25 protein-coding genes and 5 pseudogenes are annotated in these 26,032 nt (G+C 35.6%); 19 read left to right on the top strand and 11 right to left on the bottom strand.

Features of this window, described 5'->3' with window-relative positions:
- The 9 genes from NBW39_RS05420 to NBW39_RS05380 all read left to right on the top strand — a co-directional run bounded on the left by NBW39_RS05420 (position 1) and on the right by NBW39_RS05380 (position 6,987).
- Positions 1–1,182, top strand: coding sequence for a phage tail sheath subtilisin-like domain-containing protein (locus tag NBW39_RS05420; RefSeq protein ID WP_250294775.1), 1,182 nt, complete (start codon positions 1–3; stop codon positions 1,180–1,182).
- Between the two features lie 19 nt (positions 1,183–1,201).
- Positions 1,202–1,708: a phage major tail tube protein gene (locus tag NBW39_RS05415; RefSeq protein WP_250294774.1), complete on the top strand. Its 507-nt coding sequence runs from the start codon at positions 1,202–1,204 to the stop codon at positions 1,706–1,708.
- Positions 1,709–1,754: 46 nt separating this feature from the next.
- Entirely contained in the window at positions 1,755–2,012 is a 258-nt protein-coding gene (locus NBW39_RS05410; protein ID WP_250294773.1) for a phage tail assembly protein, read from the top strand.
- A 109-nt stretch (positions 2,013–2,121) separates the two neighbouring features.
- Positions 2,122–3,996: a phage tail tape measure protein gene (locus NBW39_RS05405; RefSeq protein ID WP_250294772.1), complete on the top strand. Its 1,875-nt coding sequence runs from the start codon at positions 2,122–2,124 to the stop codon at positions 3,994–3,996.
- 65 nt (positions 3,997–4,061) lie between these two features.
- Positions 4,062–4,934 (top strand): IS982 family transposase, encoded by an 873-nt coding sequence (locus NBW39_RS05400; protein ID WP_250294771.1) that lies wholly within the window; start codon positions 4,062–4,064, stop codon positions 4,932–4,934.
- Positions 4,935–5,066: 132 nt separating this feature from the next.
- Positions 5,067–5,486, top strand: a complete 420-nt coding sequence (locus NBW39_RS05395; RefSeq protein WP_250294770.1) for a hypothetical protein — start codon at positions 5,067–5,069, stop codon at positions 5,484–5,486.
- Positions 5,487–5,825 (top strand): phage tail protein, encoded by a 339-nt coding sequence (locus NBW39_RS05390; RefSeq protein ID WP_250294769.1) that lies wholly within the window; start codon positions 5,487–5,489, stop codon positions 5,823–5,825.
- A complete protein-coding gene (locus NBW39_RS05385; RefSeq protein ID WP_370273608.1) occupies positions 5,822–6,028 on the top strand; it encodes a tail protein X in 207 nt (68 codons plus the stop codon). The genes NBW39_RS05390 and NBW39_RS05385 overlap by 4 nt, the downstream gene beginning before the upstream one ends.
- Positions 6,028–6,987, top strand: coding sequence for a phage late control D family protein (locus NBW39_RS05380; protein ID WP_250294767.1), 960 nt, complete (start codon positions 6,028–6,030; stop codon positions 6,985–6,987). The genes NBW39_RS05385 and NBW39_RS05380 overlap by 1 nt, the downstream gene beginning before the upstream one ends.
- Before the next feature lie 103 nt (positions 6,988–7,090).
- On the opposite strand, the gene NBW39_RS05375 is transcribed toward NBW39_RS05380, so the two are convergent.
- The 3 genes from NBW39_RS05375 to NBW39_RS05365 all read right to left on the bottom strand — a co-directional run bounded on the left by NBW39_RS05375 (position 7,091) and on the right by NBW39_RS05365 (position 10,340).
- Entirely contained in the window at positions 7,091–8,329 is a 1,239-nt protein-coding gene (locus tag NBW39_RS05375) for an IS256 family transposase (protein ID WP_250295731.1), read from the bottom strand.
- Positions 8,330–8,349: 20 nt separating this feature from the next.
- On the bottom strand, positions 8,350–9,708 hold the full coding sequence (locus tag NBW39_RS05370; RefSeq protein ID WP_250294766.1) for a hypothetical protein: 1,359 nt from the start codon (positions 9,706–9,708) through the stop codon (positions 8,350–8,352).
- Between the two features lie 98 nt (positions 9,709–9,806).
- Positions 9,807–10,340 (bottom strand): HK97 family phage prohead protease, encoded by a 534-nt coding sequence (locus NBW39_RS05365; protein ID WP_250294765.1) that lies wholly within the window; start codon positions 10,338–10,340, stop codon positions 9,807–9,809.
- Between the two features lie 760 nt (positions 10,341–11,100).
- On the opposite strand from NBW39_RS05365, the gene NBW39_RS05360 reads away from it, so the two are divergent.
- From NBW39_RS05360 to secF, 3 genes are all read left to right on the top strand, one after another.
- Positions 11,101–12,189: a type I glyceraldehyde-3-phosphate dehydrogenase gene (locus NBW39_RS05360; protein ID WP_250295767.1), complete on the top strand. Its 1,089-nt coding sequence runs from the start codon at positions 11,101–11,103 to the stop codon at positions 12,187–12,189.
- Positions 12,186–12,953: a twin-arginine translocase subunit TatC gene (gene tatC / locus NBW39_RS05355; RefSeq protein ID WP_250294764.1), complete on the top strand. Its 768-nt coding sequence runs from the start codon at positions 12,186–12,188 to the stop codon at positions 12,951–12,953. Before NBW39_RS05360 ends, tatC begins: the two co-directional genes overlap by 4 nt.
- Positions 12,954–13,176: 223 nt before the next feature.
- Entirely contained in the window at positions 13,177–14,055 is an 879-nt protein-coding gene (gene secF / locus NBW39_RS05350) for a protein translocase subunit SecF (protein WP_250294763.1), read from the top strand.
- Here secF and NBW39_RS05345 read toward each other — a convergent pair.
- The gene (locus NBW39_RS05345; protein ID WP_250294762.1) at positions 14,052–14,567 is read right to left on the bottom strand and encodes a TIGR02281 family clan AA aspartic protease; all 516 of its coding nucleotides are present in this window, start codon (positions 14,565–14,567) and stop codon (positions 14,052–14,054) included. The genes secF and NBW39_RS05345 overlap by 4 nt on opposite strands.
- 434 nt (positions 14,568–15,001) lie before the next feature.
- Here NBW39_RS05345 and yidC point away from each other — a divergent pair, with 434 nt between their 5' ends.
- Genes yidC through nusB form a run of 3 tightly spaced genes read left to right on the top strand, consistent with a single transcriptional unit; the run spans position 15,002 to position 17,599 of the window.
- The gene (yidC, locus tag NBW39_RS05340; RefSeq protein WP_250294761.1) at positions 15,002–16,711 is read left to right on the top strand and encodes a membrane protein insertase YidC; all 1,710 of its coding nucleotides are present in this window, start codon (positions 15,002–15,004) and stop codon (positions 16,709–16,711) included.
- Positions 16,689–17,117 carry a 6,7-dimethyl-8-ribityllumazine synthase gene (locus tag NBW39_RS05335; protein ID WP_250294760.1) on the top strand — a complete coding sequence of 143 codons (429 nt, stop codon included), beginning with the start codon at positions 16,689–16,691 and terminating at the stop codon, positions 17,115–17,117. The genes yidC and NBW39_RS05335 overlap by 23 nt, the downstream gene beginning before the upstream one ends.
- Positions 17,117–17,599: a transcription antitermination factor NusB gene (gene nusB / locus NBW39_RS05330; protein WP_250294759.1), complete on the top strand. Its 483-nt coding sequence runs from the start codon at positions 17,117–17,119 to the stop codon at positions 17,597–17,599. Before NBW39_RS05335 ends, nusB begins: the two co-directional genes overlap by 1 nt.
- A gap of 118 nt (positions 17,600–17,717) precedes the next feature.
- Here the strand turns inward: nusB and NBW39_RS05325 are convergent, their stop codons facing one another.
- Together NBW39_RS05325 and dut are read right to left on the bottom strand one after the other, a co-directional pair.
- Positions 17,718–18,350, bottom strand: a complete 633-nt coding sequence (locus NBW39_RS05325) for a hypothetical protein (RefSeq protein ID WP_250294758.1) — start codon at positions 18,348–18,350, stop codon at positions 17,718–17,720.
- A gap of 78 nt (positions 18,351–18,428) precedes the next feature.
- Positions 18,429–18,884 (bottom strand): dUTP diphosphatase, encoded by a 456-nt coding sequence (gene dut, locus NBW39_RS05320; protein ID WP_250294757.1) that lies wholly within the window; start codon positions 18,882–18,884, stop codon positions 18,429–18,431.
- A gap of 164 nt (positions 18,885–19,048) precedes the next feature.
- On the opposite strand from dut, the gene NBW39_RS05315 reads away from it, so the two are divergent.
- Positions 19,049–20,332 (top strand): ankyrin repeat domain-containing protein, encoded by a 1,284-nt coding sequence (locus tag NBW39_RS05315; RefSeq protein ID WP_250294756.1) that lies wholly within the window; start codon positions 19,049–19,051, stop codon positions 20,330–20,332.
- A 317-nt stretch (positions 20,333–20,649) separates the two neighbouring features.
- Here NBW39_RS05315 and NBW39_RS05310 read toward each other — a convergent pair.
- Positions 20,650–21,454, bottom strand: a pseudogene (locus NBW39_RS05310) (IS110 family RNA-guided transposase); the annotation flags it as partial.
- 268 nt (positions 21,455–21,722) lie between these two features.
- On the opposite strand from NBW39_RS05310, the pseudogene NBW39_RS05305 reads away from it, so the two are divergent.
- A pseudogene (locus tag NBW39_RS05305) lies at positions 21,723–22,139 on the top strand (transposase); the annotation flags it as partial.
- Between the two features lie 207 nt (positions 22,140–22,346).
- Here NBW39_RS05305 and NBW39_RS05300 read toward each other — a convergent pair.
- Positions 22,347–23,039 (bottom strand): AAA family ATPase, encoded by a 693-nt coding sequence (locus NBW39_RS05300; protein ID WP_256466323.1) that lies wholly within the window; start codon positions 23,037–23,039, stop codon positions 22,347–22,349.
- A 110-nt stretch (positions 23,040–23,149) separates the two neighbouring features.
- Here NBW39_RS05300 and NBW39_RS05295 point away from each other — a divergent pair, with 110 nt between their 5' ends.
- Positions 23,150–24,022, top strand: coding sequence for an IS982 family transposase (locus tag NBW39_RS05295; RefSeq protein WP_250294632.1), 873 nt, complete (start codon positions 23,150–23,152; stop codon positions 24,020–24,022).
- A gap of 27 nt (positions 24,023–24,049) precedes the next feature.
- On the opposite strand, the pseudogene NBW39_RS05290 reads toward NBW39_RS05295, so the two are convergent.
- A pseudogene (locus tag NBW39_RS05290) lies at positions 24,050–24,250 on the bottom strand (toprim domain-containing protein); the annotation flags it as partial.
- Between the two features lie 94 nt (positions 24,251–24,344).
- On the opposite strand from NBW39_RS05290, the gene NBW39_RS05285 reads away from it, so the two are divergent.
- Positions 24,345–25,217, top strand: a complete 873-nt coding sequence (locus NBW39_RS05285; protein WP_250294632.1) for an IS982 family transposase — start codon at positions 24,345–24,347, stop codon at positions 25,215–25,217.
- A gap of 14 nt (positions 25,218–25,231) precedes the next feature.
- Here the strand turns inward: NBW39_RS05285 and NBW39_RS05280 are convergent.
- Positions 25,232–25,528 (bottom strand): annotated as a pseudogene (locus NBW39_RS05280) (AAA family ATPase); the annotation flags it as partial.
- Positions 25,529–25,587: 59 nt separating this feature from the next.
- Positions 25,588–26,017: pseudogene (gene tnpA, locus NBW39_RS05275) on the bottom strand (IS200/IS605 family transposase).
- Positions 26,018–26,032: the final 15 nt, after the last annotated feature.

Here is a 26,032-nt window from a genome sequence, read left to right as displayed (position 1 = left end):
ATGACTCCTACCGGACAACAATTTCTACATGGAGTAAATGTTATCGAGGTTACCTCAGGAGCAAGATCAGTACGCACAGCTAAATCATCGGTAATTGGCGTAATTGGTACTGCACCTGATGCTGACGAGCAAAAATTTCCACTTAATAGTCCAGTATTAATCGCAGGAAGCTTAAAAGAAGCAGCAAAACTGGGAAAAAGAGGAACTCTGCCTTCTGCAGTGAATGGAATATTTTCCCAGATTGGTGCAACAGTAGTAATTATTCGAGTTGAAGAAAGTGAAAACAGCGATCCAAAGCTTAAAGAAAGTGAAACTATTCAAAATATAATTGGTGGAGTTAACGAAGAAACTGGAGAATATCAGGGAATTCAAGCGTTCTTAAGCAGTGAAAGCATAGTCCATGTTGCGCCAAGAATACTAATTGCACCTCAGTTTACTCATCAATTATCTGTAGATGCTGGAAATCCAGTGGTTGCAGCATTAATTCATATAGCAGAAAAGCTGAGAAGCATAATAGTAGCAGATGGACCAAATACCAATGATGAAGAAGCAATAAAGTGGAGAAAAAGTGTAGGCAGTAGCAGAGTTTACGTAGTTGATCCGTGGGTTAGGGTGTTTGAAGAGGAGGAAAAACCGCCAAGTCCATTTGTAGCTGGTTTAATAGCCAAAGTAGATAGTGAACAAGGCTTTTGGCATTCACCTTCAAATAAAGAGATAAATGGTATTGTTGGAACAAGCAGGCCTATTGATTTTACACTTGGCGATAGAAGCTCTCGAGCAAATTACTTAAATGAAAATGAAGTAACAACGATAATTCATCAAAATGGCTATAGGCTTTGGGGAAATAGAACATGTTCAAATGACTCGAAATGGGCTTTTCTATCAGTAAGGCGTACTGCAGATCTAATCAATGATAGTCTACTTCGGGCTCATCTATGGGCAGTTGATCGAAATATCACCAAAACTTACATAGATGATGTGATTGAGGGGGTGAATTCTTATTTGGCCAATTTAAAAGCCCAAGGAGCGATTATCAGCGGAAAATGTTATGCAACTCCAGAACTCAATACACCGGCAAATATTGCAAGTGGCAAAGTGTATTTTGACTTTGAGTTTACACCACCATATCCAGCAGAACAGATTACTTTCCGTTCGCATCTCGTGAATAGCGAAATATTGTAAATTTTACAAAGGGGAAAAGATGTTGCCAAAAATCTTAAAGAACTTTAACGTATTTGTAGATGGTCGTGGTTATGCAGGAAAAATAGATGAAGTAACCTTGCCGAAGCTTACCATAAAAACAGAAGAATACCGTGCAGGCGGCATGGACATACCCATTAGCATTGATATGGGCATGGAAAAGCTTGAAGCTGACTTTACTTTTGCTGAATATGATTCAGAGCTCTTTAGACTCTTTGGTTTAATAGACGGAAATTCGGTTTCTTTGACGCTAAGGGGCGGATTACAAGGCAGTGGAAGTAATGATATTGAAGGAGTAATTATCAACCTTAGGGGAATATTTAAAGAGTTTGATTTTGGTAGCTGGAAACCTGCTGAGAAAGCCACTCTCAAATGCACTGTAGCTGCCCATTATTATAAACTTACTATAGGTGGCAATGAGCTGATAGAAATCGATGCTGAGAATATGATTAGAAAGATAAATGGTGTTGATCAAATGGCTTTGTTACAAGCGGTCTTAGGTATTTAGGTTTAGTTTTAAAAAGATTTTAGAATTTTATTTTTTAGGAGAAAGTATGACAACAGTAAAACTTGATAATCCAATAACAGTAGATGGAACTCCGGTTTCGGAATTAACTTTTAGACCAGTCAAAGTAAGGGATTGCCTAGCAATGGAACGTGCCGGTAGTAGTGATTTTGAAAAAGAAGTTGGATTAATAGCAAACCTTGCATCTGTGACAAAAGAAACAATTTGGGAGTTATATTTTGCAGACTACGTAAAAATACAGGATGAGTTGAAGGTTTTTTTTCCACCTGTTACACAAAGAACTTGAGGTTAAATGTAATAATGCTCAGTTCTGTTGTAGGTGGCGGGATTGAGCATATTCTTGGTATGGAAATGAATGAGTTTGTTTTGTGGGCAAAAGCAGCAGAGGAGTCTAAATGTCAACGTTATCAGTAAAAATAGGTGCTGTACTAGACGGTAGTTTTAGTAGTGCAATGACAGGTAGTAGTGCTCAACTTTCCCGTCTTGGGGGTACAATAAGGCAACTTGATACGTCGATGAAATCTGTATCAAAATTTAAGGAGTTAAGTCGTAACACATTGGTTGCCAAGAGATCCTGGAAAGGCTTAGAAGTGCAAGTAACGTCCTTGGCTAAGCAAATGAAAACAACAGAAAAGCCAAGCAAAGATTTAAAGGCTCAGTTTGATAAGGCTAAGGAATCGGCAATAAAGGCCAAAACAGCGTACTTACAAAAGAGAGACACTTTACATGCGCTCAGTGAAGAATTTAAGAAAAGCGGAAAGAATATACAGTCTTTGATAAGAGATCAACATAAACTTGGTGCTTCTGCAGAAAAGCTGAGAAGTCAATATAGTAAGTTAAACTCCGCCATCAAAAAACGGGACATGTTTTTGGGGAGAAAAGCGTACTTTAAATCGCAAATGTTGGAGACAGCAGGACTCGCATTAACGCTTGCAGCTCCAATTAAAGTTGCAATTGATTATGAAAGTGTTATGGCTGATATCAGGGCAGTGATAAAATTTTCTAAAGAGAAGGAAGCCAATGATAGAGGATTTATGGAACTTGGCCAGGGAATAAAGGAGTTATCCCGAACAATACCACTATCTGCTGCAGAGTTAGCACAAATAACTACAAGTGGTGCTCGACTTGGTATTAAAGAAAAAGAAAAGCTTCTAGAATTTACAGAAATAGTGTCGAAAATGGCAGTAAATTTTGGTATGAATGTAGAAGAAATAGGAAGTGATGTTAGTAGTTTTTATAACATTTATGGAATGAGCTTAGAAGATCTGAAGGATCTGGGGAACTTGGTAAACCACCTTGCAAGCAATACTTCTGTTGAACCAAAAGATTTAATGGCAGGAATAAATATAGCCAGTGGTGCAGCAAGACAATTTGGTTTGAAGATTGAGCAGATAGCTGGCTTAGTCAATGCTTTCGTTATGTTAGGAAAACAACCAAAGAAAGCAGCAGAAATGATAAATGGTGTGCTGGTTAAACTTCAAACGGCAGGGAAGCAAGAAGATGAATTTAGAGAAACACTAGAAGAAATCGGGATAGATATAGAAGAGCTTGAGGAAAATATCAAGAAAAATCCTCACAAAGCACTACTGGATTTTTTTGAAATTTTAAAAAAAATAGATAAACATGATCGGGCTGGCATTCTGTTAAAACTCTTTGGACAGGGAGCCGAAGATGATATAGCACTATTACTTGAAAACTCAAAAGTATATGGAGAGGTGCTGGATTTATTAGCTGATGAAGGGGAACGTGCAAATTCATTGCAGGAAGAATTTAATGACCGTGTGAGTACTACAGCCAACCAATTGCGATTGCTAAAAAATTCAATAGCAGAAGTAGGAATGAATCTGGGTTCAGTGATGTTGCCTATTTTAAAACCTATAGCTGAAAGGTTAAAATGGGTAAGTGAACATATAGCCTCATTTGCAGAAAAATATCCTACTTTAACTCAAGCAATCATGGGTACCATAGCAGCACTAATAAGTCTTAAAGTTCTATTAGTAGGTGGTGGTTATATATTTAGTCTTTTCATGGGAACAGTTTGGAGTTTAGCAGCAAAAGCAATAGCAACATTTTCTGTTCTATCGACATACGCTATTCCAGCGGTAATTACTGGACTGAGTGTTTTAAGAGCTATGACTTTGAGCTTAGCAACGAAAGCTTTTCCTCTATTATCATCAGTTCTGCCTGCAGTAGTAACAGGACTTAGGGCAATAACATTAGCTGTAATTAGCAACCCTATAGACCTCAGTTATGGATTAGAAAATAGATAAAAGTATAACTAAGAAGAGGGAAACAGGGTAAACTCGAGTATTTTAGTAATAATAAGAGGTTACCCATGAAGAAAGATATTAAAGAACTGTACTGTTGCGTCGAGGATTTTTGTCGTGCGGTAGATGATAATTTTGCAAATAGGTTCTTATCAAACGGCAAAAAACCAACCAGAGTACCAGAAATAGCGCACTCAGAAATTCTAACCATAATCCTATTATACCATAAATCACCATGTAAAAACTTCAAGGCTTTTTATCTTTGTTATCTTCAGTTATTCTATAGATCAGAGTTTTCAAAGCTGCCTTCATATCACAGATTTATTGCCTTAAAGCCGCGAGTTTTGTGGTATTTAGCATTACTTTTGCAATGGTTTTGTGAACAAGCAAAAATGACCGGGATTTCCTACATAGATTCTACTTCAATAGCAGTATGCCATCGAAAAAGAATCTCAAGAAATAAGGTTTTCAAAGGATTAGCAGAGTTAGGAAAGAATACTTACGGCTGGTTTTTTGGTTTTAAATTACATGTAGTAATCAATGAAATAGGTGAAATTCAAGGTGTTACGCTAACCAGAGGTAACGTCGATGACAGAAAACCTGTACCAACTCTAACCAAAAAACTAACTGGACTTTTGTTTGGAGATAAGGGCTATATAAAGAAAGAGCTCTTTGAGAAACTATTCGATAGAGGTCTAAAACTCGTCACTAAAGTGAAAAAAGGTATGAAAAATGCACTGATTTCGCTGAAAGAGAAGATTTTACTAGGGAAAAGATCGATTGTTGAAACGGTTTTTGGCTGCCTAAAAAACAAATTTGAACTTGAGCACACTCGGCATAGATCCACAGTAAATTTCTTGGTACATATTTTTTCTACCCTCATTTCTTATTCAATGCAATCGAAAAAGCCCTGTATTTCTCAGCTTTACTTCGTTGGTTAATCCATAACTGGGGTTATAGGACTTTTAGTTGCTGGACTAGTCACTGGTGCAACACTTATTATAACTAACTGGCAAAAGGTAAAGAACTTTTTCTCTAGCATCTGGAAATCAATAATAAAACCCATCGGAGAAATGTTTTCATGGATGGGAAATACTGTCGGTAGTATATTTGGAAAGGTTGCCGAAAATAGCCCACTGAAAGAATTTGAAAAAAGAAAAAGTATTGTTGCTGAAATACATACTCCCCTTAAAAGTAGCATTTCTAGTAATCTGTCAAATAATAGTGCGATTAAAGAAATGTCTGAGAGAAACAAGAGCTTTATTGAGGAGAAAAAATCTATAGAAGGTAATCAAGTTAATGAAATATTTGAAAAAAACAGATTTGAAAAGAAAGAGTCAAAAACATATAGCCAAATATTTCATCAAACATTCAATATAAATGTTAAAGCAGAGCCTAACCAAGACACCCGTAGCATTGCTGATGCAGTAATAGAAAGATTTAGAGAACAAGCAAGAGGGGCTCTTTTTGACACAGTGGAGGAGATGTATTAAGTGTTACTTGGAAAATTTAAATTTGATCCAGTGAGCCTCAGGTATAGTAAAGAGCATAGGTGGCATACAATTGAATGTATCGAGAAAACATCACTGCAGAATATCGGCTCAGGAATTGAGAATATTGATTTAACAGGAGTGATTTATCCACATCATCAAAGTGGTAGTTTAGAACAACTAAGGAATATGCGTGAGCCAAATGTTTTAGTTGATGGTTCAGGCAAGATACTAGGAAACTTTATAATTACCCATATAGAAGAAAAGCAGGGATCATCTTTTCCATGTGGATTGCCAAGAAAGATCGAGTTTCAATTGAAGTTAAAAAGCTACAACAAGTGATTTACTATTTTACCAAGGATAAAGAAATGCTGGATTATATTTGTTGGAAGCATTATGGTTACAGTAGTGGAGCAGTGGAAGTGGTCTTGAAAAAAAATCCTGGACTTGCAGATTATGGAAGCTTTTTGCCTGCAGGGTTGAAAATTAAGTTGCCTGAGATTCAAAAGATATCACAGAAGTCTGTTGTAAAAATTTTAGATTAATGAAGCCAGATTTTAGTATAATAGCAGATAGTCATTATATTACAGAGGAGTTAAAGAGTAGCGTAATATCTCTACATATTACCGATGAGTCTGGGACAATGAGTGACGAAGCTGAAATATGTTTTGAGTACGGAAGTAATGAGCTCAAGGGTGAGCTGGAAGTTTTTCTGGGGTATAAAGAGACCGGGTTACTGTCTATGGGTGTTTATACAGCAAGTGAGATTACGATACAAAGTCCACCACAAATCTTAAGAGTCAAGTGCTGTGCAGCAAATTTCAAAGGATCATTAAAAGAAAAGACATCAAAAGAATGGAAAGAAATTACTTTAGGTGACTTAGTAAGAAAGATAGCAGAAAAGCACGTATATGAGGTGAAAATAGCACAAAAATTTGAAGATATATTTATATCGCATATTACCCAAACCGACGAAAGTGATATGAATTTTTTGAAAAGGATAGGAGATGAGCATGAAGCAACGGTGAAACCTATAGGAGGCCATATAATTTTTATTCCCAAAGGAGGAGGAAAATCAGCAACAGAGAAGGTTTTAGGTACAACAGTACTTACACCTAAAGATGTAATAAATTGGAAAGTAAATTTTAATGTACGTAGTAAATATGGATCAGTCATAGCAAAATGGTACAGCTATGAAAGAGGAGAAACCATAGAAGAAAAAGTAGGCAATGAAGAACCAAGTTATCCGATATATAAGCTTTATCCTACTGCAGAATTAGCGATCAATGCAGCAAGTGCTAAGCTCAGACGATTAAAGCAAAATGAAGCAAAATTAAACATGACAATACCTGGCAATCCAGAGTTATTTGCAGAAGCTAAAATTAACTTATTAGGTTTTTGTCAAGAAATAGATGGAGAATGGGTAATAGAAAGGGCAGAGCATATTCTAGATAATAGGGGATATCAAACTATGATAGAAGCGGTAATAAGCAGAATTAATTAAAGAAAATTTAAGCAAGTGGTGGTCTAATGCCAAGCAGGAACAATAAAGTGTACCATGAACAGAAATTTGGGGAATGTTCAAAAAAGTGTGTCAAACCGCATTTTTAATTCAACTCAATTTTCAATCTACCAGGAAAGAAAATATCAAGTTGAGATATAGTTAAAGCCCAATTAGGTATAGCCATAATCCAATTTTGCTCTGCCTTTTTTATAGCACAATATACCTGTTTGTACAAGGCATTTGTACTAGTAAATGAGCCCTTAGTTTTAGTGAATTTTCTAATCTGTCTATGCAACCCCTCAATAGGATTGGTGGTATAAATCAGCTTTCTAACTGGCCCAGAATACTTAAAATAACCAGATAAATTTTCCCAATTATTTTGCCACGATTTTATAACCAAAGGATATTTTTCACCCCATTTTTCTTCCAGCTCAAGCAAATAATTCTCAGCGATTTCTTTACTTGAAGCACGATATATTTTCTTCAAATCGTTCATGAAAACTTTCACATCTTTGCTGGATACATATTTCAATGAATTCCTTATCTGATGCACTATACATAGCTGTACTTCTGCTTTAGGAAACACACTATTTATTGCTGCAGGAAAACTTTTTAGACCATCGACGCAGGCAATCAGAATATCCTCTACTCCTCTCTCTTTTAGGTCATTTAATACCCCTAACCAGAAGTTGGCTCCCTCACTTTCGGCTAAATAAAAGCCTAGTACCTCTTTTCTGCCATTTTGATCTACGCCTAATATATTATACATGCATTTACTTACGCAATGCCCGTCCTCCTTAACTTTGAAAAACATGCCATCCATGAACACTATTGGGTACACAGACTGCAATGGGCGACTACGCCATTCGTTGATTACCGGTAGCAATTTGTCGGTAATACTTGATATCTCTGCCGCCGATATTTTGTGATCATAAATTTCCTCAACGTGTGACGCTATATCTCTATAACTCATACCACTGGCAAATGTGCTCAAGATCTTCGTTTCAAGCTCTGGATGTAAGTTTGTTTGCCTTTTTTTGACTATTTGCGGCTCAAAACTTCCTTCTCTATCCCTTGGCGTCAAAAGTTCAAATGAACCGGCACTTGTCCTTAAAGTCTTTCCATTTCTCCCATTTCTTCGATTATTTTCTTCGCTTTCAGCCAACAAGTGATTTTCTATTTCACCTTCCAAACTTGCCTCCAGCAGCTTTTTTATCAATGGTGTTAATACTCCGTCCCTTCCCGTCAGCGGCCTTCCTTCTCGTATAGACGACAGGATATTTGTTTCTAATTCTTTATAATCTACCAATCCAGTAGTTTTATTTGCTATTCTTTGATTCATATGTGAAACCTCCATTTTTTTTATATCAATTTATTACTTTTTTTTCGGTTTGACACACTTTTTTGAACATTCCCATTTATCAAGGAATTAGGTATGCCTTTTATCCTGTTAGTGGTTTTTGAAACTGTGCCCATACAACTCTCTGCATCTGGCTTTTGAACCTTTGTTTGTCCTTTTTGAACATTCCCATTTCTTGACTTTTCTTTCGCATTTTGTTGTCCATGTTCAGTTGTTGAACTTTCAATCTGTTGATTTTTTAATTTCAAATTTTCATCAAGTGTTTTTGTACACTCTCCAATAGACGATATTGCAATACTTCTTACTCTTTCTAGTTCTGCATTCAGATGTTCAACTTGTTCTTGTAACCTAGCAACCTTATTTTCTAAGTCCTTTTTCTCGCTTACTACAGTGCTTAATTGACTGCTTAAATCTTTCAATTTACCTTCTAAATCAATTTTTCCTTCCTCCAGTTGTTGTTTGGATTCCTGAGCACTTTGTAGTTGTTTTTTCAGATTCTCCACTTCAGCTTCCATTTTCTTTTTATCTTCATCTAATCCTTCATTTAACCGCATTAAACTATTTATTTTTATATCCTTTTCTACTTCAACCAGAGGTCTTTTTATTTCATTTAGAGATTCTATATTGCACTTAATTAGTCTTTCGCTTAGTCCAAATATCAATTTAGATTTTTCCTTTGATTCTGCTGAGAGCTCTTCTTCTAGTTGGCCTGAAACATCTTCCAATTCCGTATAATCTTTTTCGCATTCTGCAAGTTTAGACCTCAATTCTTCATTTTCCTCTTTTAGGAGGATATTTTGTGAACGTTCAAGTTCTAGTTCCTGACTCAGTTGTTCATTCAATTCTTCATCCTCCTCTGTGCTTACTTCTTCCATACTATCGTAGTCTTCATCAATGAATTCATCACTTACTTCAGTTTGAATTCCTTCATCTTCACTCATTACTTCACTCTGGCTCTCTTCTTCTGCAACTTCAGGTCTTAAATTAACTTGGAAACTTTTATCCGTTGTTTCGACACACTCGGTCTGCATTGTCGTATCTTGAAATGTTACTTTATTAGTTTGAACCTCTCCATCCTTACTTATTACTTCACTTTGACTCTCTTTTACTGCAACTCCAGGTTTTAAATCAATTTGAGCACTTTCATCTGTTGTTTTATCACTATGAGTTTCATCACTTCCAGTGGTTGTATTGTAATATAGAATATTTTCCGCCCATTTGTTCCATTTCTTTGGCAATATTCGCCCAATCGTTTTTAGAAACAACCAAGCAAACACAGTAGACCAACTGTATTTTTGTTTAACATTAATTTCACAATTAACCGTATTGTTAGTATTTAGCATCTTATTTTTTAACTTCAATTTACAGAAAATTTTAACAGTAATAAAGTTATATATATTAGTATAAATGTTAAATAAATATTAACGCAGGTGTCAAATTATGGTAAAGTCTTTACACTTTAAGCAGAAATACACATGTCTGTAAGTACAGCATTTGCTTTTCCTATCGCTCTTACTAACATTTCCTGTTCATTGTTCTGATTTTTCACATTGATTACCTGAGCAGCCAAGTTTGCAGGAAAAGTGACTAAACTGACTTCCCATAATTCCACTTGTTTTAATACCCGAGCTCCGCTTTTATGATCAACATCATACTCTATAGGTATATAGCCGATGGAAAGTCCATTGATTACTCCAGTTTTGAGCATTAAGTACGCTTCCTCTGCTTTTTGGATGCCCAAAAGTAAGTGTGCGGTTATATACAGGCCAACATCATTTTCGCAAATATCTATAATATTACCTATAGGCTCACCTGGATTGTGCTGCCAAAGGAGTTTTATTTTATTTCTGTTTAAATTTTCCTTAAATGCTCCGGGTAAGATCAGGTCATTTTGTTTATCAACTATGTTAAAAACGCTCGCATAACCAGAAAATACACCGTTTTCTCCTATGCTTTTTATTGACAATGGTGAATAGAGAAATTTCTTATTCATAAAGCCTCCTGTAGTATTGGGAATTTTATTTCGCAATGCACTGCGATATAATTCTATTATATGCAGTGCTCTAAAAGGGGGAAGCACTTTTCTTAGTTACTAAAAACGCTAACTAGAATCCAGCTGGGTTATAAAATTCTACGTCATACCACCGCGGCGCTAACAAGTAGCGGAATGACGATTGTCGTTTAGCCATAAATATTAAGAAATTTACCAAACGAAAAAAAAGGCAAAAGAAGCCCCATGGTTAACTAGTTATTTATATGTACTTCAAAATATTGGCGTTTTTTTATTCTAAACGCTTAATAACCGCGATTCAGCAGCTTTTAAATGCGACTAACCTAAATTATAAACATTAAGAAATTTACTAAGCAGAAAAAAAGGCAAAGAAAACCTAGGGTAGCTAGTATTCAAATTCTCCCTTGTTCTATTTGACGTCTTTTGATGTCTTAAACGCTTTATAAGCGCGTTTCGGCTTGTATAGGTAGAAACCCAGAAGTTTTATAAAGACATGAGGTGCACATAGTGCAAAAAATTAAGCATGATTTACGCCAAATACAAAGTTCCCTTTGTCGTTTTAATCTGCAGATTGCGAAGATAAATAAATAGCTTCAATTTTATGATAAGGGGGCTGGCGGAGTTTGTCAAGCAAGTTTTTAGCCCTGTCTCCTTGCTATAATGTTCATATCGATAGAAAAGCAAAAGAATAAAATGAAATATCAAGTGATATCCTCTATAATTAAATTTTTTGAATGAAGAGATGACGATTCGTGTAGGAATTAATGGTCTGGGTAGAATAGGCAGGGGCGTATTGCGTGCTATTTTTGAAATAGAAGAATATAGCAAACAAATAGAAGTTGTAGCTGTCAATGGATCACTCAGTGCAAAGCAGCATGCACATTTGATTAAATATGATTCTGTTCATGGCAAATTCAGTGGTGATATTGACTTTAATGAGTCTCAAAATTGGCTATCTATAAATGGCAGAAAATTTTCTTTATATAGAGAACGGAGCCCTGAAAATATTCCTTGGAATGTTGATGTAATACTTGAGTGCACTGGTGCATTCAACAAACGTGAAGAAGCAATAAGGCACAATGCAGAGAAAGTAATTGTCTCTGCTCCAGTTCCAGATGCTGATGTAACTATAGTTTATGGTGTGAATAATGATATGCTCAAAAAAGAGCATAAAGTAATATCAGCAGGTTCTTGCACTACAAATTGCCTTGCTCCGATTGTGAAAGTCCTACACTCCAATTTAGGTATAAAAAGCGGTTTTATGACTACTATACATGCCTATACGAATGATCAAAATATTCTTGATGGTAATCATAAAGATTTGCGCAGGGCAAGGGCTTGCGGATTATCTATGGTGCCAACTACAACCGGGGCAGCAAAAACAATTGGTTCTGTCATTCCTGAATTAAAGGGAAAGCTAGATGGCACTGCCGTCAGAGTTCCAGTTAGCAATGTTTCTATGGTTGATTTTACATTTACGACTGATAAGAAAGCGACCGTTAAAGAAATAAATGAAATGTTTAAGGATGCAGCTCTCTCCTCTACGTCATTCCAGCGCGTGACGCTGGAATCTAATCCAGTGTCAGCTACTCGGATGACATCAGAGGGTACTAGAATGACAGAGGGTTCTCCAATGTCAAATGTACTTTCTATATGCGTGGAACCTTTAGTTTCAATAGATTTTGTGCATAACCCTTATAGCGCAATTGTGGATTTAACTGGTACATATGTTACAGGTGATATATGCAGGGTTGCAGCGTGGTATGATAATGAGTGGGCTTTTTCGCTGAGAATGTTAGACATAGCATTATTGAGCTATAGTAAAGTATGAATGGAAACCCAAACAAATATGCTTCATTTTATGAGCACTTTGCGGAACTCAGAAAAAGAGTTATCTTTTGCTTTCTATTTTTTTGCGTTGCTTTTGGTTTTTGTTATTACTTTAAGGAAAATATATACCGTTTTTTACTCGCACCTTTAATAGAAGCAACAAAAGGTAGCGAAGGTTTTTCTTTAATTTACACAGACTTAACAGAGGCATTTTTTGTGTATCTTAGAGTTGCAATAATGAGTGCACTTTTGCTCTCTTTTCCTGTGTTTGCATGGCAATTCTATATGTTCTTAGCACCTGGGTTATATAAAAGTGAAAGGGCAGTGTTGTTGCCATACTTAATTGCAACACCGGTTTTATTTGTAACGGGAGCTACTGTAGTCTATTACTATATATTTCCTTTAGCCTGGAAGTTTTTCATCACTTTTGAACATAGTGGGAAATCTTTCGGTATACCAATAGAGTTTATGCCATCAGTTAGCGAATATTTAGACCTTGTTCTCCAATTTATGTTTGCATTTGGCACTGCATTTCAAATTCCAGTAATACTCACATTGATGGTGAGAGTAGGGTTACTCACTACACAAAGTTTGTCAAATAAACGCAGAATCGCAATAGTGATAATTTTTATTATCGCTGCAATTTTAACTCCACCTGATGTATTAAGCCAAGTAGGGCTTGCAATACCTATGCTGATTCTATATGAATTGTCCATTCTGATATGTAGGTATATTGAGAAGAAGGCAAAGAAAGGAATCCAATAGCCCGCCCTCTTATCTCCTTTATATCACATTTTAACTTACAACATTGTAGACTAAAGAAATTGATGAACCAACAAACTACTTAAAAAGTAATTATTAAATACTCCCTCTTTTTCTCTCCTCTTACTATTTTTCTAATCCATAGTTAGCGTCAATTACACATGGCCAGACAAAAAGGTGGTCGCTTTTCTAAAAAGTATATAAAATACAAATTTAAGTAAAAAACATGACACTTAGACTCATTCCAGATAACCTCGATATCAAGTTTAGTAAATATAGGGATTTGACTGCACTCGTTAGCATTATTCTTATCATCTTTTCAATGCTCATTGTTGTGCTGCGTGGAGTGAACTTAGGCATAGACTTTGCAGGCGGAATTTTGATAGAGATAAAATCTTCAGATGAGAATCACTCTATTCTCGATGCATTAAAAGGAAATGGTTTTACAGTGCAGAGTTCAAAAGCGGGTGACAATTTAGTCATGCGTTTTAAAGATGAAGGAGATGAAAATAAAATCAAAAAGATAAAAAGCATACTAGAAGAAAAGCTGGGGAGCTCAATAAGCTATCGTAAAATAGACTATGTTGGCCCACAAATAAGCTCAACACAAATATTTGAAGGAATGTTATCCATGTTGATCGCGATTGCTGGAATATTTGTTTACGTTTGGTTTAGATTTAATTGGCAATGTGGATTCAGTGGAATAACAGCACTGATTCATGACGTGATTTTAACTGTTGGTTTTATTAGCCTAACTGGCATTGAGTTTAATATTTCATCAGTTGCAGCTCTGCTTACTGTCATTGGTTATTCAATCAATAACTCAGTAATTATATACGATCGGATTCGAGAGTATCGCAAGAGTGGTAAAAGTGGGCGGATGAGTGAGGTAGTAGATGCAAGTATCAACGCTACATTGTTTCGCACTATATTAACCTCTGGTACAACCCTTCTTGCTGCTCTTCCTTTGGCATTAATCTGCACAGATGCAGTTAGAGACTTCAGCTTGATCATTTTTTTTGGTATTTTGATTGGCACTTGTTCTGCAATATTTATTTCTGCTCCTATATTGACCTACAGAGCTTTAGATCGTAGGAGTATTTAGTCGCGGTATAATATCAACTTATTATCTCTTATAGTGAAATGAAAATACCTTAAAAAGCTCATTCCAAGTAGTGAATGAGACATAGAATGAGTGTTAACGCTCGCCTGTACATCATTAACTAAAAAATTCCCTATTTTAACTTGAGGGATGTGAACAACTCCAGCTTTTATTTGACCTTTTGCGGTTTCATATATTTTAAAATCCCGAACGTTTTGTAAGTTAATACCAGCATGTAGTGCGTCTTTTTGTGATAGAACAATATCGGTTGCTCCAGTATCAAGCAAAAACGTTATATTGCGATCATTGACTTGAGCCTGAATATAAAAGTGTCCATCATATGACTTCGTAAATTCGATACTTCCACTATTCTGACCACTATTTTGAATTCTTCCTTTATATGGTAAAAAAGTACTGAGAAATCTGTCGCTTAGTTTGTCCCTTTGTGAATCAATAAGCATTGAAGTGGCGGCTATTATTAGTAACCAAATAACTAGATTTTTCACCGCGTTCATATCAGACCTCTTGCATAATCATTATTTGAGCAAAAAGTTAATAACGCACTTCCTGATGTCATTCCAGTGCTTGACACTGGAATCCAGTTTTCTGATCGAAAATGTTGTATAGTGCACAATCAATTTTGCTGGATCCAAGTAGTCAAGGCACTGGGATGACACCTTTGTACTTGAGGTAAAACCGGCTATAACATTTAACACACTGTCTTCGAAAACAAACGTTTGTACAATTGTGCACGTGACACTGGAATCTAGAAAAAAAGAACCAGTGTCAGCTACTTGGGTTAAAAAGAGCAGTTTATCGTTAAAATTTGAAGCCATTACAATAAATTTTTAAGATTAGCGTTAAAAGTTATTATTAAAAATAAGTAAATTTCATTGTTTTAGTACAATATTTAATATACACTTTAAGAAGATATGTTTGATTTAATTTCATGTCAGAAGCAAAAAGTTTAATTTTGGCAGCTATCCTTTCCATGTTAATCATGGTGTCTTGGCGTATTATTTATGATAATTTTTTTAGTACAAACCAAAACCAGCCATTGATTGAAAATATTGAACATATCGAATCTTTTAACGACCTTGCTCCTATAATACACCAAAATCGTTCTGAAATTATTAATTCTACTCGAGAACAGAGGGTTAGTTTAATCAATAACATGATTAAAGGATCAATTTCTCTGAAAGGTGCAAGGTTTGATGACTTAATTTTAACTAATTACCACTTAGAACCGAATTCTTCTTCTCCACAGGTGGTGTTACTGTCACCTGCAGAATCAAAAGATGTATATTTCGCAGAATTTGGGTGGCTCGATCCGAATAACAAGATTAAAGTTCCAGATTCTAAGGCAGTCTGGCAGGCAGATAAATTCAATCAAAAAGAGGTCAATTTATTTTGGGATAATGAAAATGGCATTTTATTTAGAATGAAAATTAGCCTTGACGATAACTACATGTTTAAAGTTGAGCAAATTATTGAAAACAATACAAAAGATAATGTAGTTTTGGTTCCTTATGGTAGAATTAACCGTAAACGTGACAATATCAACGAATCTTATTGGATATCCCATGAAGGAGTACTGGGTGCATTTGATAATAAACTGGAGGAGTGGACATATAAGGATATCTCTAAGAAACATTTAATAAAAGCAAGCACGAGTGAAAAAAATTGGTTTGGTTTTGCTGATAAATACTGGCTCACAGCCATCATACCTGCAAAATCTGATAAAGTAAATGTAAGCATTAAGCATACTAACGCTAATGATATTGATAAATTTCAAGTAGATTTTGTCAAGCCTTATAAGAGCATACTTCCTGGTGCAAGCACTTCTAATGTGAATTATTTTTTTGCCGGAGCAAAAAAGTTGAATTTACTGGATTCTTATAAGGATACTCTCAATATACCTTTGTTTGATAAAGCTGTAGATTTTGGTGTTCTTTACTTTATAACTAAACCAGTGTTTTTACTGCTTGAATATTTTAACTCCGTTTTAAAGAATTTTGGCTTAGCAATATTGTTGCTCACTTTAGTAATCAAACTTTTGATGCTTCCTTTATCTAATAGATCATATGTTTCAATGTTCAAGGTGAAAAGCTTGCAGCCTGAGCTAACTCGTGTAAAAGAGTTGTATAAAAATGACAGCTTAAAGCAGCATAAAGAGACAATTGCATTGTTTAAGAGAAACAACGTAAACCCAATGTCGAGCATTTTTCCCATGCTAATACAAATACCGGTATTTTTTGCTCTATATAAAGTATTATTTGTTACTATAGAGATGAGACACGCCCCTTTTTATTTATGGATTAAAGATCTTTCAGCTCCTGACCCAACGAACATCTTTACATTATTTGGGTTGTTTAATTATAACTTTCCTATTTCTATAGGCATTTTACCTATAATTTTCGGTGCCACCATGATAATTCAGCAGAAGCTAAGTGAGAAAGATCAAACCAATAAAGATGATATTCAAGTAAATGTTATGAAGTTTTTACCTTATATTTCTGTCTTTATTTTTTCTTCTTTTCCTGCCGGCCTGGTAATATATTGGATATTTAGTAATATTATAACTCTAATTCAACAATCATTAATAAAGTTGTTTTTAACGAAAAAAGTGGTAGTAAATGTCGAAAATACTAATAGTTAATTCGGTTTATTATGCTGAAATAGCGAACCTTTTGCTTGAAGGTGCAATTGATAAATTCAAAGGAGATAATGTTGATTATGAGATAATTGAAGTTCCTGGTGCATTCGAGATACCAGCTACAATTCTTTTTGCGGTCAAAAGTAAGAATGCTAATTACGACGGTTATTTAGCTCTTGGGTGCGTGATTCGTGGTGAAACTGATCATTATCAATACGTTTGTAAAGGGGTAATCGAAGGCTTAAATGAGGTTGTTATGCATTATGCAATACCCCTTGGTATGGGCGTAATTACCGCTGACAGCAAAGATAAAGCATTAGTTAGAGCTGACAAAAACAAAAAGAACGTTGGTGGCCATGCAGCCTCAACTGTTTTGCATATGATAGATTTACACAACAAATTAAAGTAATGGAGGAAAAACCAGTAGATAAAAAGTGGCGCATAAAAAGAAGTACGGCAAGATTTCTTGCTGTACAAGTTGCTTATTCAAATATTTTCGTAGGTTACAACAAAAGCACTTTTAAATTGGAAAATTGTGAGCTTAAGGACTACATAAGTAAGTTGAGAGATATATTTGAATGTGAAGAATTTGACCATCAGTTCTTAGAAAACTTGTTATATAAGGTCATAAAAAGCAGTGAAGAATATGATAAAATAATAGAGTCTTACCTACACCCAAGCTGGTCCCTCTCACGGTTAAATCTTATAAGCTTATCTATTTTGCGTGTTGCAATATGTGAGTTGATTAATTGCGATACACCAGTTCCAGTTGTCATTAATGAGTATACTAACATTGCATCTGATTTACTTGATAAACCAAGCGAAATTGGTTTTATTAATGGGTTGTTGGATAAGGCAAAAGATGCAGTTAAATTAAATAAAAATTCTTAGTAGCTTCTCACAACTATATAAAAGTTAAGGTAATTCCCATAATAAATTTAAGTAACTGACACTAAAAAATAAAGAGGCAGACTTAGCCTGCCTCTTTTACTTCACTTGGCCATACTGTCTATTTTCCTTGTTGTTGAGAAGCAACTTGTTCAACAATAAGTGAGCCTAAATAAGTGTTAACCTCTTTAGCACCCTCTTTGTCTAATGGTGTATTCAACTGTGCTTTACCTACTTTCTCGAACTTACCTTCTTTGTTTTTCTCTTCTAGTGAATCTATATTGAAGATTAAAGTATTACCTATTGTTTCTTTAGGATTATCACCAACAATAATACGGTAGTTATTGTTTTCTAAGCTGAAGGCTATATAATATTTACCACCTTTCGCCTTACCTGTGTCATCTTTAACTTGGTTATTCTTTTTTATTTCCTCATGCACCTCTTTTGTTACTTGTAATATTATGTCACCATCTTTATCCTTAGCAATCTTCGGAGATTTTACCTCAGATATTTCGTTATTTTTGCTGATAGCGTATATTGCTAGACTAGTTAGTGCAACAGCAACAAATGCTAATACACCGATTCCAAGTGGTGTAGCTGCAAAAGCTGCAAGTGGAGCTAGCGTGCAAGTTGAAGACACCCAATATGGTGATGAAAGTGCTACTGCTGCGCCTATGACATACAGAGAAGTAAGTGCAACAAGTGCAGTGTTTTTTTTGTGGAACTGACCACGATAATTTTTAAAAGTTAGCATAAATGACCTCGTTTAATAAAATATTAATATGCTTAAATTGTGTATAAAAAAATTGTCATAGTCAAGCTTTTTTGTAAGTTACCTACCACTTGAGCCAAAGCCCCCTGCATTGCGGCCGGTTTCTTCGAATTCTTCTCTGTCATCCCAAATTACCTGAGACACAGGAGAAATAAGGATTTGCGCGATTCTATCTCCTCTTTTTATTTCGTATGGCTGATTACTTAGATTAATTAGGCAAATTTTAACCTCACCTCGATAATCAGAGTCTATAGTGCCAGGAGAGTTTAAAACAGTGATTCCATGTTTTGCAGCAAGACCAGAACGTGGGCGGATTTGCCCCTCAAAACCGCTTGGTATTGCAATCACAATTCCAGTTGGAACAAGTAATCTTTCAAGTGGATTTAAAACAGCAGAGACATTCAATGCAGCATAAAGATCCATGCCAGCACTCTGCATAGTTGCATAACACGGAAGAGGCAAGTCTTCTCCGTGTGGTAATCTTTTTATTTCTACTTTAATTTTACTTTTTTGCACTCCAATTCACCAGCTTATGAAGACTCAATTATAGCAGTACAATTGCATAATGCAAGAATATTTTTTTACATAATTTATATAGAAAGTTTTGCCTCAAATGCTTTTTAGTTGACTCTATTCTACAGATAATATATTATTTAATCACAAGATTTAAGGGGAATACTATGGGTCCGCTACATGAAATATTAGAAACGTTAAGTAATGATCAAAACTTAGACTCAACTAATATAGTTGAAAAAATACAACAAGAGTTTGAAAGGAAAATGGATGAGCTCTACCCACAACGGGATACTTGCAAACACAAATATGAGCTATGTGAGAAAGAATATAAATCATGGCAAGAAAGCGAATTTTCGTTAGATCATCAATTTGATACAGGTATATTACTACATTTAACTACTGAGTGTAGATATTTTAATATAGTAAAATACCTAAAGGACAGAGGTGCAAACATTAACATCCAAAACGAACGTGGACATAATCCTTTACATGAAGCCGTTGAAGATGGACGCCAAGAAATGGTACAATTTTTGTTGGAAAACGGAGCGAATATTAATGCAAAAACTGAAGCGAGTGGAGAAACCCCTTTACACATTGCTGTTAACAAAGCTTGTACTACTTTCCCAAAAGATAATATCGCTGATCAAAAAAAGTATGTAGAAAAATATGTAGAAATAATAAAGCTTCTAATAAGAGAAAATGCAGATATTAATGCAATAAATGAGTATGGGTCTACTCCTTTAGGTTATGCAGTTGGATATGGTGGAAATATAAATTTAGTAAAGTTATTAGCAGAAAATGGAGCAATTATTTTAAACGGTCATCTACGTGCTGCTGCAAATGCAGGCAATAAGGATATAGCAGAATTTCTGATAGATAATGGTGCAGATATCAATGCCCAAAACGCACAAGGAAGTACTCCTTTACATAAAGTATCTGGTATAGATACACTAAAGCTTCTAATAGAAAGAGGGGCAAAGGTTGATATAAAAGATGACGAGGGGTTTACTCCTCTACATCGTATGGCATTCATGCTTGATGAGGCGTCAACACTCATTATGGTAGAACATGGTGCAGATCCTTGGGCAAGAGGTGATAATGGTGAAACTCCGGTAGATCGCTACGTAAATAGGTTGGAGCATGCTAAGGAAGAGGGAGCAAGTGGAACCGATGAGCCTCCTGGGTACTTAATGAAGTTAAAACAAGCATACAACAAAGACCTTTTTGTTCGTTACTCAACTATGTTACTAGGTGCTGTAGCAGCAATAACACTTTTTACAACTGGTAATATTACACCCGATGCACCACGTATAATAGGCGCAGCAGCTTTAGTTACAGTAGCAGCACTTGCAGCTGGTCGTATCACATATGAGGTATTTAAACCCAGTACTAAAATGGCAAGAGTAGAACATGAGCGTTTTGTAGCAGCACAGCAATCACCGCAGTAGTCTATTTCTGAATAAAAAAAACTGTTTGCATTATATCTCATGTTATGGTAAGTCTAGCGTTGGGTGATTCATACGAGGTAAAAATGAAAAACATTATCATCGCAGGCTCTGGTCCTGTCGGCTCATTTATGGCAGTGCTCTGTGCACAGCTTGGGTTTCCAGTAACTGTTTACGAAAAACGTGAAGGATTTACCAGAAATATCAACGTAAAAATAGAATGGCCTTTTTTTAAAGAAGTACAAGAGGTGCTTTCTCGGCTCAATGTAAAAACTGAGTTTTTCGCAGAGTTAAATGAGTATTTACATAAACAAAAGAATCTTGTTTTTGCTATTCTTTCCCTTACTCGGCTGCTTACTTTCACCAGATTTTGTATCAAAAGTTTTATAATAGGCTTCGATATTCCTATCACATTCTGCTATTTTTTCTTGATAAATATTATACAGTTCAAATTCTTGCTTTAGCGCGAATAGATGTTCCTCTCTATAGTCACCCGTCAATGCTTTTGCAATAGTAGATCGATCATTTTTTATTCGTGCATCCCTGAATTCAGCCAATTTCTCAGGATCTCTTTCTCCTTCAATTATAGCCTTAATGATTTTCATACCAGTCACTCCAGTAATATTGCTAATAACTTTGTATAATTGAATATTCATTTGAATTAATGCCTTCTGCATGCGCAGAACATGTGTAGATGCACTTTCAGTGAGATTTTTACGTTGACGCACGTAACTGCGCAATACACACATCTGATTATCTGGCCTAAATGATCCTTGAAGCAACCCGTAGCTATGCAATTGTTGAAGCCATTGGCAATCTTGAACGTCAGACTTCCTACCAGCTACATTCTTTACGTGCCGTGCATTCACCAACTTTACCTCAAGTCCATATGACTCAAGTATTTGAAATAAAGGAATCCACTGTTGATTCCATCGCTACGGTCGTAACTTTACACTTTTTTAACCACTGTACCAAGTTATGAAGATCTGCAGTAAAGCAGCAAAATTTCTGAATGCGTTGTTCATCTCTTCCCTCAGGTACACACACATAGTGTACAGCTGAACCAATATCTATTCCTGCCGCATCAGGGTTCATTATCTCTAATTTACTTTTTGCTTTTTTCATAGTAACTCCCTTATTATAATTTGTAATAGCGAAACGCTTCAGCTTGGAACGGTTAGATAATACAATCTCCTAAGCGAGGTAGTCTAAAAGGACTCCATCAATGATTCGACCGTTCCACCCAAAACCATGCTATTGAGCGGGCATTTATAGCACCATTGAAACTGCCGGTTATAACTGCAGAAGCGCTTCTCCATATAACTACATCTAAAAAACATAAAGTACAGAGGAAGTTTCTCTTTTTGATTTTACAGATTTTGTCTGTTCTAGGCTTTTGACCATTTCAGGTATAGGAGAAGAATCAGCAACAGCGATTTTAGCTGAAGTTCCTGACATAGAAGCTTTTAGAAATGCCAGGCAATTGGCAGCATATGCAGGAGTTATACCACGAAATATAACATCTGGTTCATCTGTATATGCTAAACCCAGATTAAGTAAATCTGGTTCACAAATATTACGTAAGGCACTTTTCTTTCCTGCCATAGTAGCTAAGAATCACAATCCTATCATTATGAGTTTTTGTCAAAGATTAAAGGAAAAGGGTAAGCATAATATGGCTATCGTTGGTGCTGCAATGCGTAAGCTACTCCATATCATTTTCGGTATTCTAAAATCTAAAAGTGCTTTTAATCCTGACCATATCAAGAATTACAGGGCGAGGCGGTTGAAGGAGGGTTTAGTACTTTAAAATCAAAAAATGCGTCTATTCTATCTTATGCAAAATGGCATTTTACACAAATTTATTTAATGTAATTGGTTATGTATATGTTGATAAGTAAATTTCTGCTGTCTTGTACATATAAAAATAATTTACTTATCAACATATACATTAACTATACTGCTACGCAGGACGTGAATAGGAAGTATTTTTTAATTTCACAATACAGCTTAAGATTCAATTTTTATAATTTTCTTGTTGACTAGCGAGACGGTATCTTTCTGGTTTTGACAAATACCATCTAGATCGAACAGAATTATTCCACGCTGTTGAACCTCCTGTACCTGTTTTACGTACTATCCCTGAATCAGAAGGATGGGCACACAACAACACAGCTCCTTTTATTGCTTCTGCTATGCGACCACAACAGTTTTGAATAAATTGTCTTACATGGGAACGATTATTTTCATTACCTCCAAATAGATCTGCTGCTGTATCCAAAATCACTAGCTTTGGCTGAAACAATTCAATATCTTCAAGTAACTCTTGAAAGTAATGGGTCAATTGACCTATATCTTTGTTGTTAAAAACCATAAGTATATTATTTTTCCACACTCGAGACGACAAGCAAACATTGTCATGAAAATCAGAAGATTCCATATCCAATTGATAAAGTTTATGTATTGCACATTGCCTGCGCCAAAGTTCTTCCTCCTCATCTTCACAAAACACACCATATGTTCTCATCTGCTGAATATCTATACCAAGCCAAGATTTACCAATACCAGCAGCAGTCATTAATTGTTGAGCAAGAAGAGATTTTCCAACTCCACCGTCGCCGTAGAGAGCTGTAACACTTCCCACAGGAAGCCAATCTTTAATAATCCATTTTCTCTCTGGAGCGGTGTTGGTCCAAGCTGTAGTATCAATTGTTTTTGACTTTCTAACCTCAGTTATGGATTAGAAAATAGATAAAAGTATAACTAAGAAGAGGGAAACAGGGTAAACTCGAGTATTTTAGTAATAATAAGAGGTTACACATGAAGAAAGATATTACAGAACTGTACTGTTGCGTCGAGGATTTTTGTCGTGCGGTAGATGATAATTTTGCAAATAGGTTCTTATCAAACGGCAAAAAACCAACCAGAGTACCAGAAATAGCGCACTCAGAAATTCTAACCATAATCCTATTATACCATAAATCACCATGTAAAAACTTCAAGGCTTTTTATCTTTGTTATCTTCAGTTATTCTATAGATCAGAGTTTTCAAAGCTGCCTTCATATCACAGATTTATTGCCTTAAAGCCGCGAGTTTTGTGGTATTTAGCATTACTTTTGCAATGGTTTTGTGAACAAGCAAAAATGACCGGGATTTCCTACATAGATTCTACTTCAATAGCAGTATGCCATCGAAAAAGAATCTCAAGAAATAAGGTTTTCAAAGGATTAGCAGAGTTAGGAAAGAATACTTACGGCTGGTTTTTTGGTTTTAAATTACATGTAGTAATCAATGAAATAGGTGAAATTCAAGGTGTTACGCTAACCAGAGGTAACGTCGATGACAGAAAACCTGTACCAACTCTAACCAAAAAACTAACTGGACTTTTGTTTGGAGATAAGGGCTATATAAAGAAAGAGCTCTTTGAGAAACTATTCGATAGAGGTCTAAAACTCGTCACTAAAGTGAAAAAAGGTATGAAAAATGCACTGATTTCGCTGAAAGAGAAGATTTTACTAGGGAAAAGATCGATTGTTGAAACGGTTTTTGGCTGCCTAAAAAACAAATTTGAACTTGAGCACACTCGGCATAGATCCACAGTAAATTTCTTGGTACATATTTTTTCTACCCTCATTTCTTATTCAATGCAATCGAAAAAGCCCTGTATTTCTCAGCTTTACTTCGTTGGTTAATCCATAACTGGGGTTTCTAGGGCTTTTGTTGTTAAGAATAAATTCTTCAACGTTCGTTCCTTCTAATACACAATCAGCAGCATCCCAGCCTTTCGATTTATTTTGTGGAATATTAAGAACAACAAGTGATGCAACTCCGATCTCTAAAAGCTTTTTTTCAGCATTTTTTGCGTATTTATTACCTGCTTCATCATTATCTGGCCAAATAATAATATTTTTACCCTTTAGACCTCAGTTATGGATTAGAAAATAGATAAAAGTATAACTAAGAAGAGGGAAACAGGGTAAACTCGAGTATTTTAGTAATAATAAGAGGTTACCCATGAAGAAAGATATTACAGAACTGTACTGTTGCGTCGAGGATTTTTGTCGTGCGGTAGATGATAATTTTGCAAATAGGTTCTTATCAAACGGCAAAAAACCAACCAGAGTACCAGAAATAGCGCACTCAGAAATTCTAACCATAATCCTATTATACCATAAATCACCATGTAAAAACTTCAAGGCTTTTTATCTTTGTTATCTTCAGTTATTCTATAGATCAGAGTTTTCAAAGCTGCCTTCATATCACAGATTTATTGCCTTAAAGCCGCGAGTTTTGTGGTATTTAGCATTACTTTTGCAATGGTTTTGTGAACAAGCAAAAATGACCGGGATTTCCTACATAGATTCTACTTCAATAGCAGTATGCCATCGAAAAAGAATCTCAAGAAATAAGGTTTTCAAAGGATTAGCAGAGTTAGGAAAGAATACTTACGGCTGGTTTTTTGGTTTTAAATTACATGTAGTAATCAATGAAATAGGTGAAATTCAAGGTGTTACGCTAACCAGAGGTAACGTCGATGACAGAAAACCTGTACCAACTCTAACCAAAAAACTAACTGGACTTTTGTTTGGAGATAAGGGCTATATAAAGAAAGAGCTCTTTGAGAAACTATTCGATAGAGGTCTAAAACTCGTCACTAAAGTGAAAAAAGGTATGAAAAATGCACTGATTTCGCTGAAAGAGAAGATTTTACTAGGGAAAAGATCGATTGTTGAAACGGTTTTTGGCTGCCTAAAAAACAAATTTGAACTTGAGCACACTCGGCATAGATCCACAGTAAATTTCTTGGTACATATTTTTTCTACCCTCATTTCTTATTCAATGCAATCGAAAAAGCCCTGTATTTCTCAGCTTTACTTCGTTGGTTAATCCATAACTGGGGTCTTTAGGGGTGACCAGTCTGTTTTATCAGTTGGTGCATTTGCTCCAGACATCGCTGTTGTTGCTGTGATACCTTGTTCTATCAGCGCTTCAGCACATTTTTCTCCCTCAACAAGAATAACTTTATCAGACTTTAAAATTTCTGGAATGTTGTATAGAGGCCTTATCTCTGGTGCAGTAAAAGTAGATTTTTTCACATCAAAAGGACGATATTCTTTTCCTTCAGGTGGATCATAACGATAAACCTTAACAATAATCTGATTGTCTTCATCGTAGTAATTCCAACTGCAACTCAACCACTATCGGCTGAGAGCCGAAAGGTTGGATATTGCGCTGGAAGCGCGGCGAGAAGCTAAAGCTACTCCAATCTTATACTAGATATAGAATGAGGCTGATGTGCATCTGTATGTTTATTAATGTACTCATTAATAACTTCATCTGTCGCTGGTAGCACTAAAGTATCCTCTTCCCCAAAAACGCTTTCCCCAGTATATTTTCTTTAGCTCTGGAAATTCTTGTTGAACTTTGCGTGAAGACCTTCCTTTGGCTCTTTGGACAAAATCACTCACAGCTATGTGAGGAGGTATTACTACGAATAAATGTAAATGATCTGATGATATTACTCCATTTTCTATCTTAATCCCCATTTCTTCAGATACTTCTGCTACGATTGTTCGTATTCTCTCCTTCATAGACCTCGTTAACACTCTGTACCGATACTTTGTGATCCAGACTATATGGTACCTATGATAAAATACAGTGTGTTTTCCTTTGTCGTACCCAGTCATAACTATACTTTATAA

The organism is Wolbachia endosymbiont of Oedothorax gibbosus (genome assembly GCF_936270435.1).
In the GTDB taxonomy this organism is placed as follows: Bacteria; Pseudomonadota; Alphaproteobacteria; order Rickettsiales; family Anaplasmataceae; genus Wolbachia.
The sequence above is the reverse complement of the archived record's forward strand: the minus strand, read 5'-3'. Positions and strand labels throughout refer to the sequence as shown.

What these genes read in the sequence shown, in the direction of transcription:
- NBW39_RS05315 (WP_250294756.1), top strand. Translation starts at nt 19,049, where the DNA reads ATGGGTCCGCTACATGAAATATTAGAAACGTTAAGTAATGATCAAAAC.
- NBW39_RS05295 (WP_250294632.1), top strand. Translation starts at nt 23,150, where the DNA reads ATGAAGAAAGATATTACAGAACTGTACTGTTGCGTCGAGGATTTTTGT.
- tatC (WP_250294764.1), top strand. Translation starts at nt 12,186, where the DNA reads ATGAATGGAAACCCAAACAAATATGCTTCATTTTATGAGCACTTTGCG.
- nusB (WP_250294759.1), top strand. Translation starts at nt 17,117, where the DNA reads ATGGAGGAAAAACCAGTAGATAAAAAGTGGCGCATAAAAAGAAGTACG.
- NBW39_RS05410 (WP_250294773.1), top strand. Translation starts at nt 1,755, where the DNA reads ATGACAACAGTAAAACTTGATAATCCAATAACAGTAGATGGAACTCCG.
- NBW39_RS05360 (WP_250295767.1), top strand. Translation starts at nt 11,101, where the DNA reads ATGACGATTCGTGTAGGAATTAATGGTCTGGGTAGAATAGGCAGGGGC.
- NBW39_RS05335 (WP_250294760.1), top strand. Translation starts at nt 16,689, where the DNA reads ATGTCGAAAATACTAATAGTTAATTCGGTTTATTATGCTGAAATAGCG.
- yidC (WP_250294761.1), top strand. Translation starts at nt 15,002, where the DNA reads ATGTCAGAAGCAAAAAGTTTAATTTTGGCAGCTATCCTTTCCATGTTA.
- NBW39_RS05345 (WP_250294762.1), bottom strand. Translation starts at nt 14,567, where the DNA reads ATGAACGCGGTGAAAAATCTAGTTATTTGGTTACTAATAATAGCCGCC.
- NBW39_RS05365 (WP_250294765.1), bottom strand. Translation starts at nt 10,340, where the DNA reads ATGAATAAGAAATTTCTCTATTCACCATTGTCAATAAAAAGCATAGGA.
- NBW39_RS05405 (WP_250294772.1), top strand. Translation starts at nt 2,122, where the DNA reads ATGTCAACGTTATCAGTAAAAATAGGTGCTGTACTAGACGGTAGTTTT.
- secF (WP_250294763.1), top strand. Translation starts at nt 13,177, where the DNA reads ATGACACTTAGACTCATTCCAGATAACCTCGATATCAAGTTTAGTAAA.
- NBW39_RS05375 (WP_250295731.1), bottom strand. Translation starts at nt 8,329, where the DNA reads ATGAATCAAAGAATAGCAAATAAAACTACTGGATTGGTAGATTATAAA.
- NBW39_RS05380 (WP_250294767.1), top strand. Translation starts at nt 6,028, where the DNA reads ATGAAGCCAGATTTTAGTATAATAGCAGATAGTCATTATATTACAGAG.
- NBW39_RS05415 (WP_250294774.1), top strand. Translation starts at nt 1,202, where the DNA reads ATGTTGCCAAAAATCTTAAAGAACTTTAACGTATTTGTAGATGGTCGT.
- NBW39_RS05325 (WP_250294758.1), bottom strand. Translation starts at nt 18,350, where the DNA reads ATGCTAACTTTTAAAAATTATCGTGGTCAGTTCCACAAAAAAAACACT.
- NBW39_RS05395 (WP_250294770.1), top strand. Translation starts at nt 5,067, where the DNA reads ATGTTTTCATGGATGGGAAATACTGTCGGTAGTATATTTGGAAAGGTT.
- NBW39_RS05420 (WP_250294775.1), top strand. Translation starts at nt 1, where the DNA reads ATGACTCCTACCGGACAACAATTTCTACATGGAGTAAATGTTATCGAG.
- NBW39_RS05400 (WP_250294771.1), top strand. Translation starts at nt 4,062, where the DNA reads ATGAAGAAAGATATTAAAGAACTGTACTGTTGCGTCGAGGATTTTTGT.
- NBW39_RS05285 (WP_250294632.1), top strand. Translation starts at nt 24,345, where the DNA reads ATGAAGAAAGATATTACAGAACTGTACTGTTGCGTCGAGGATTTTTGT.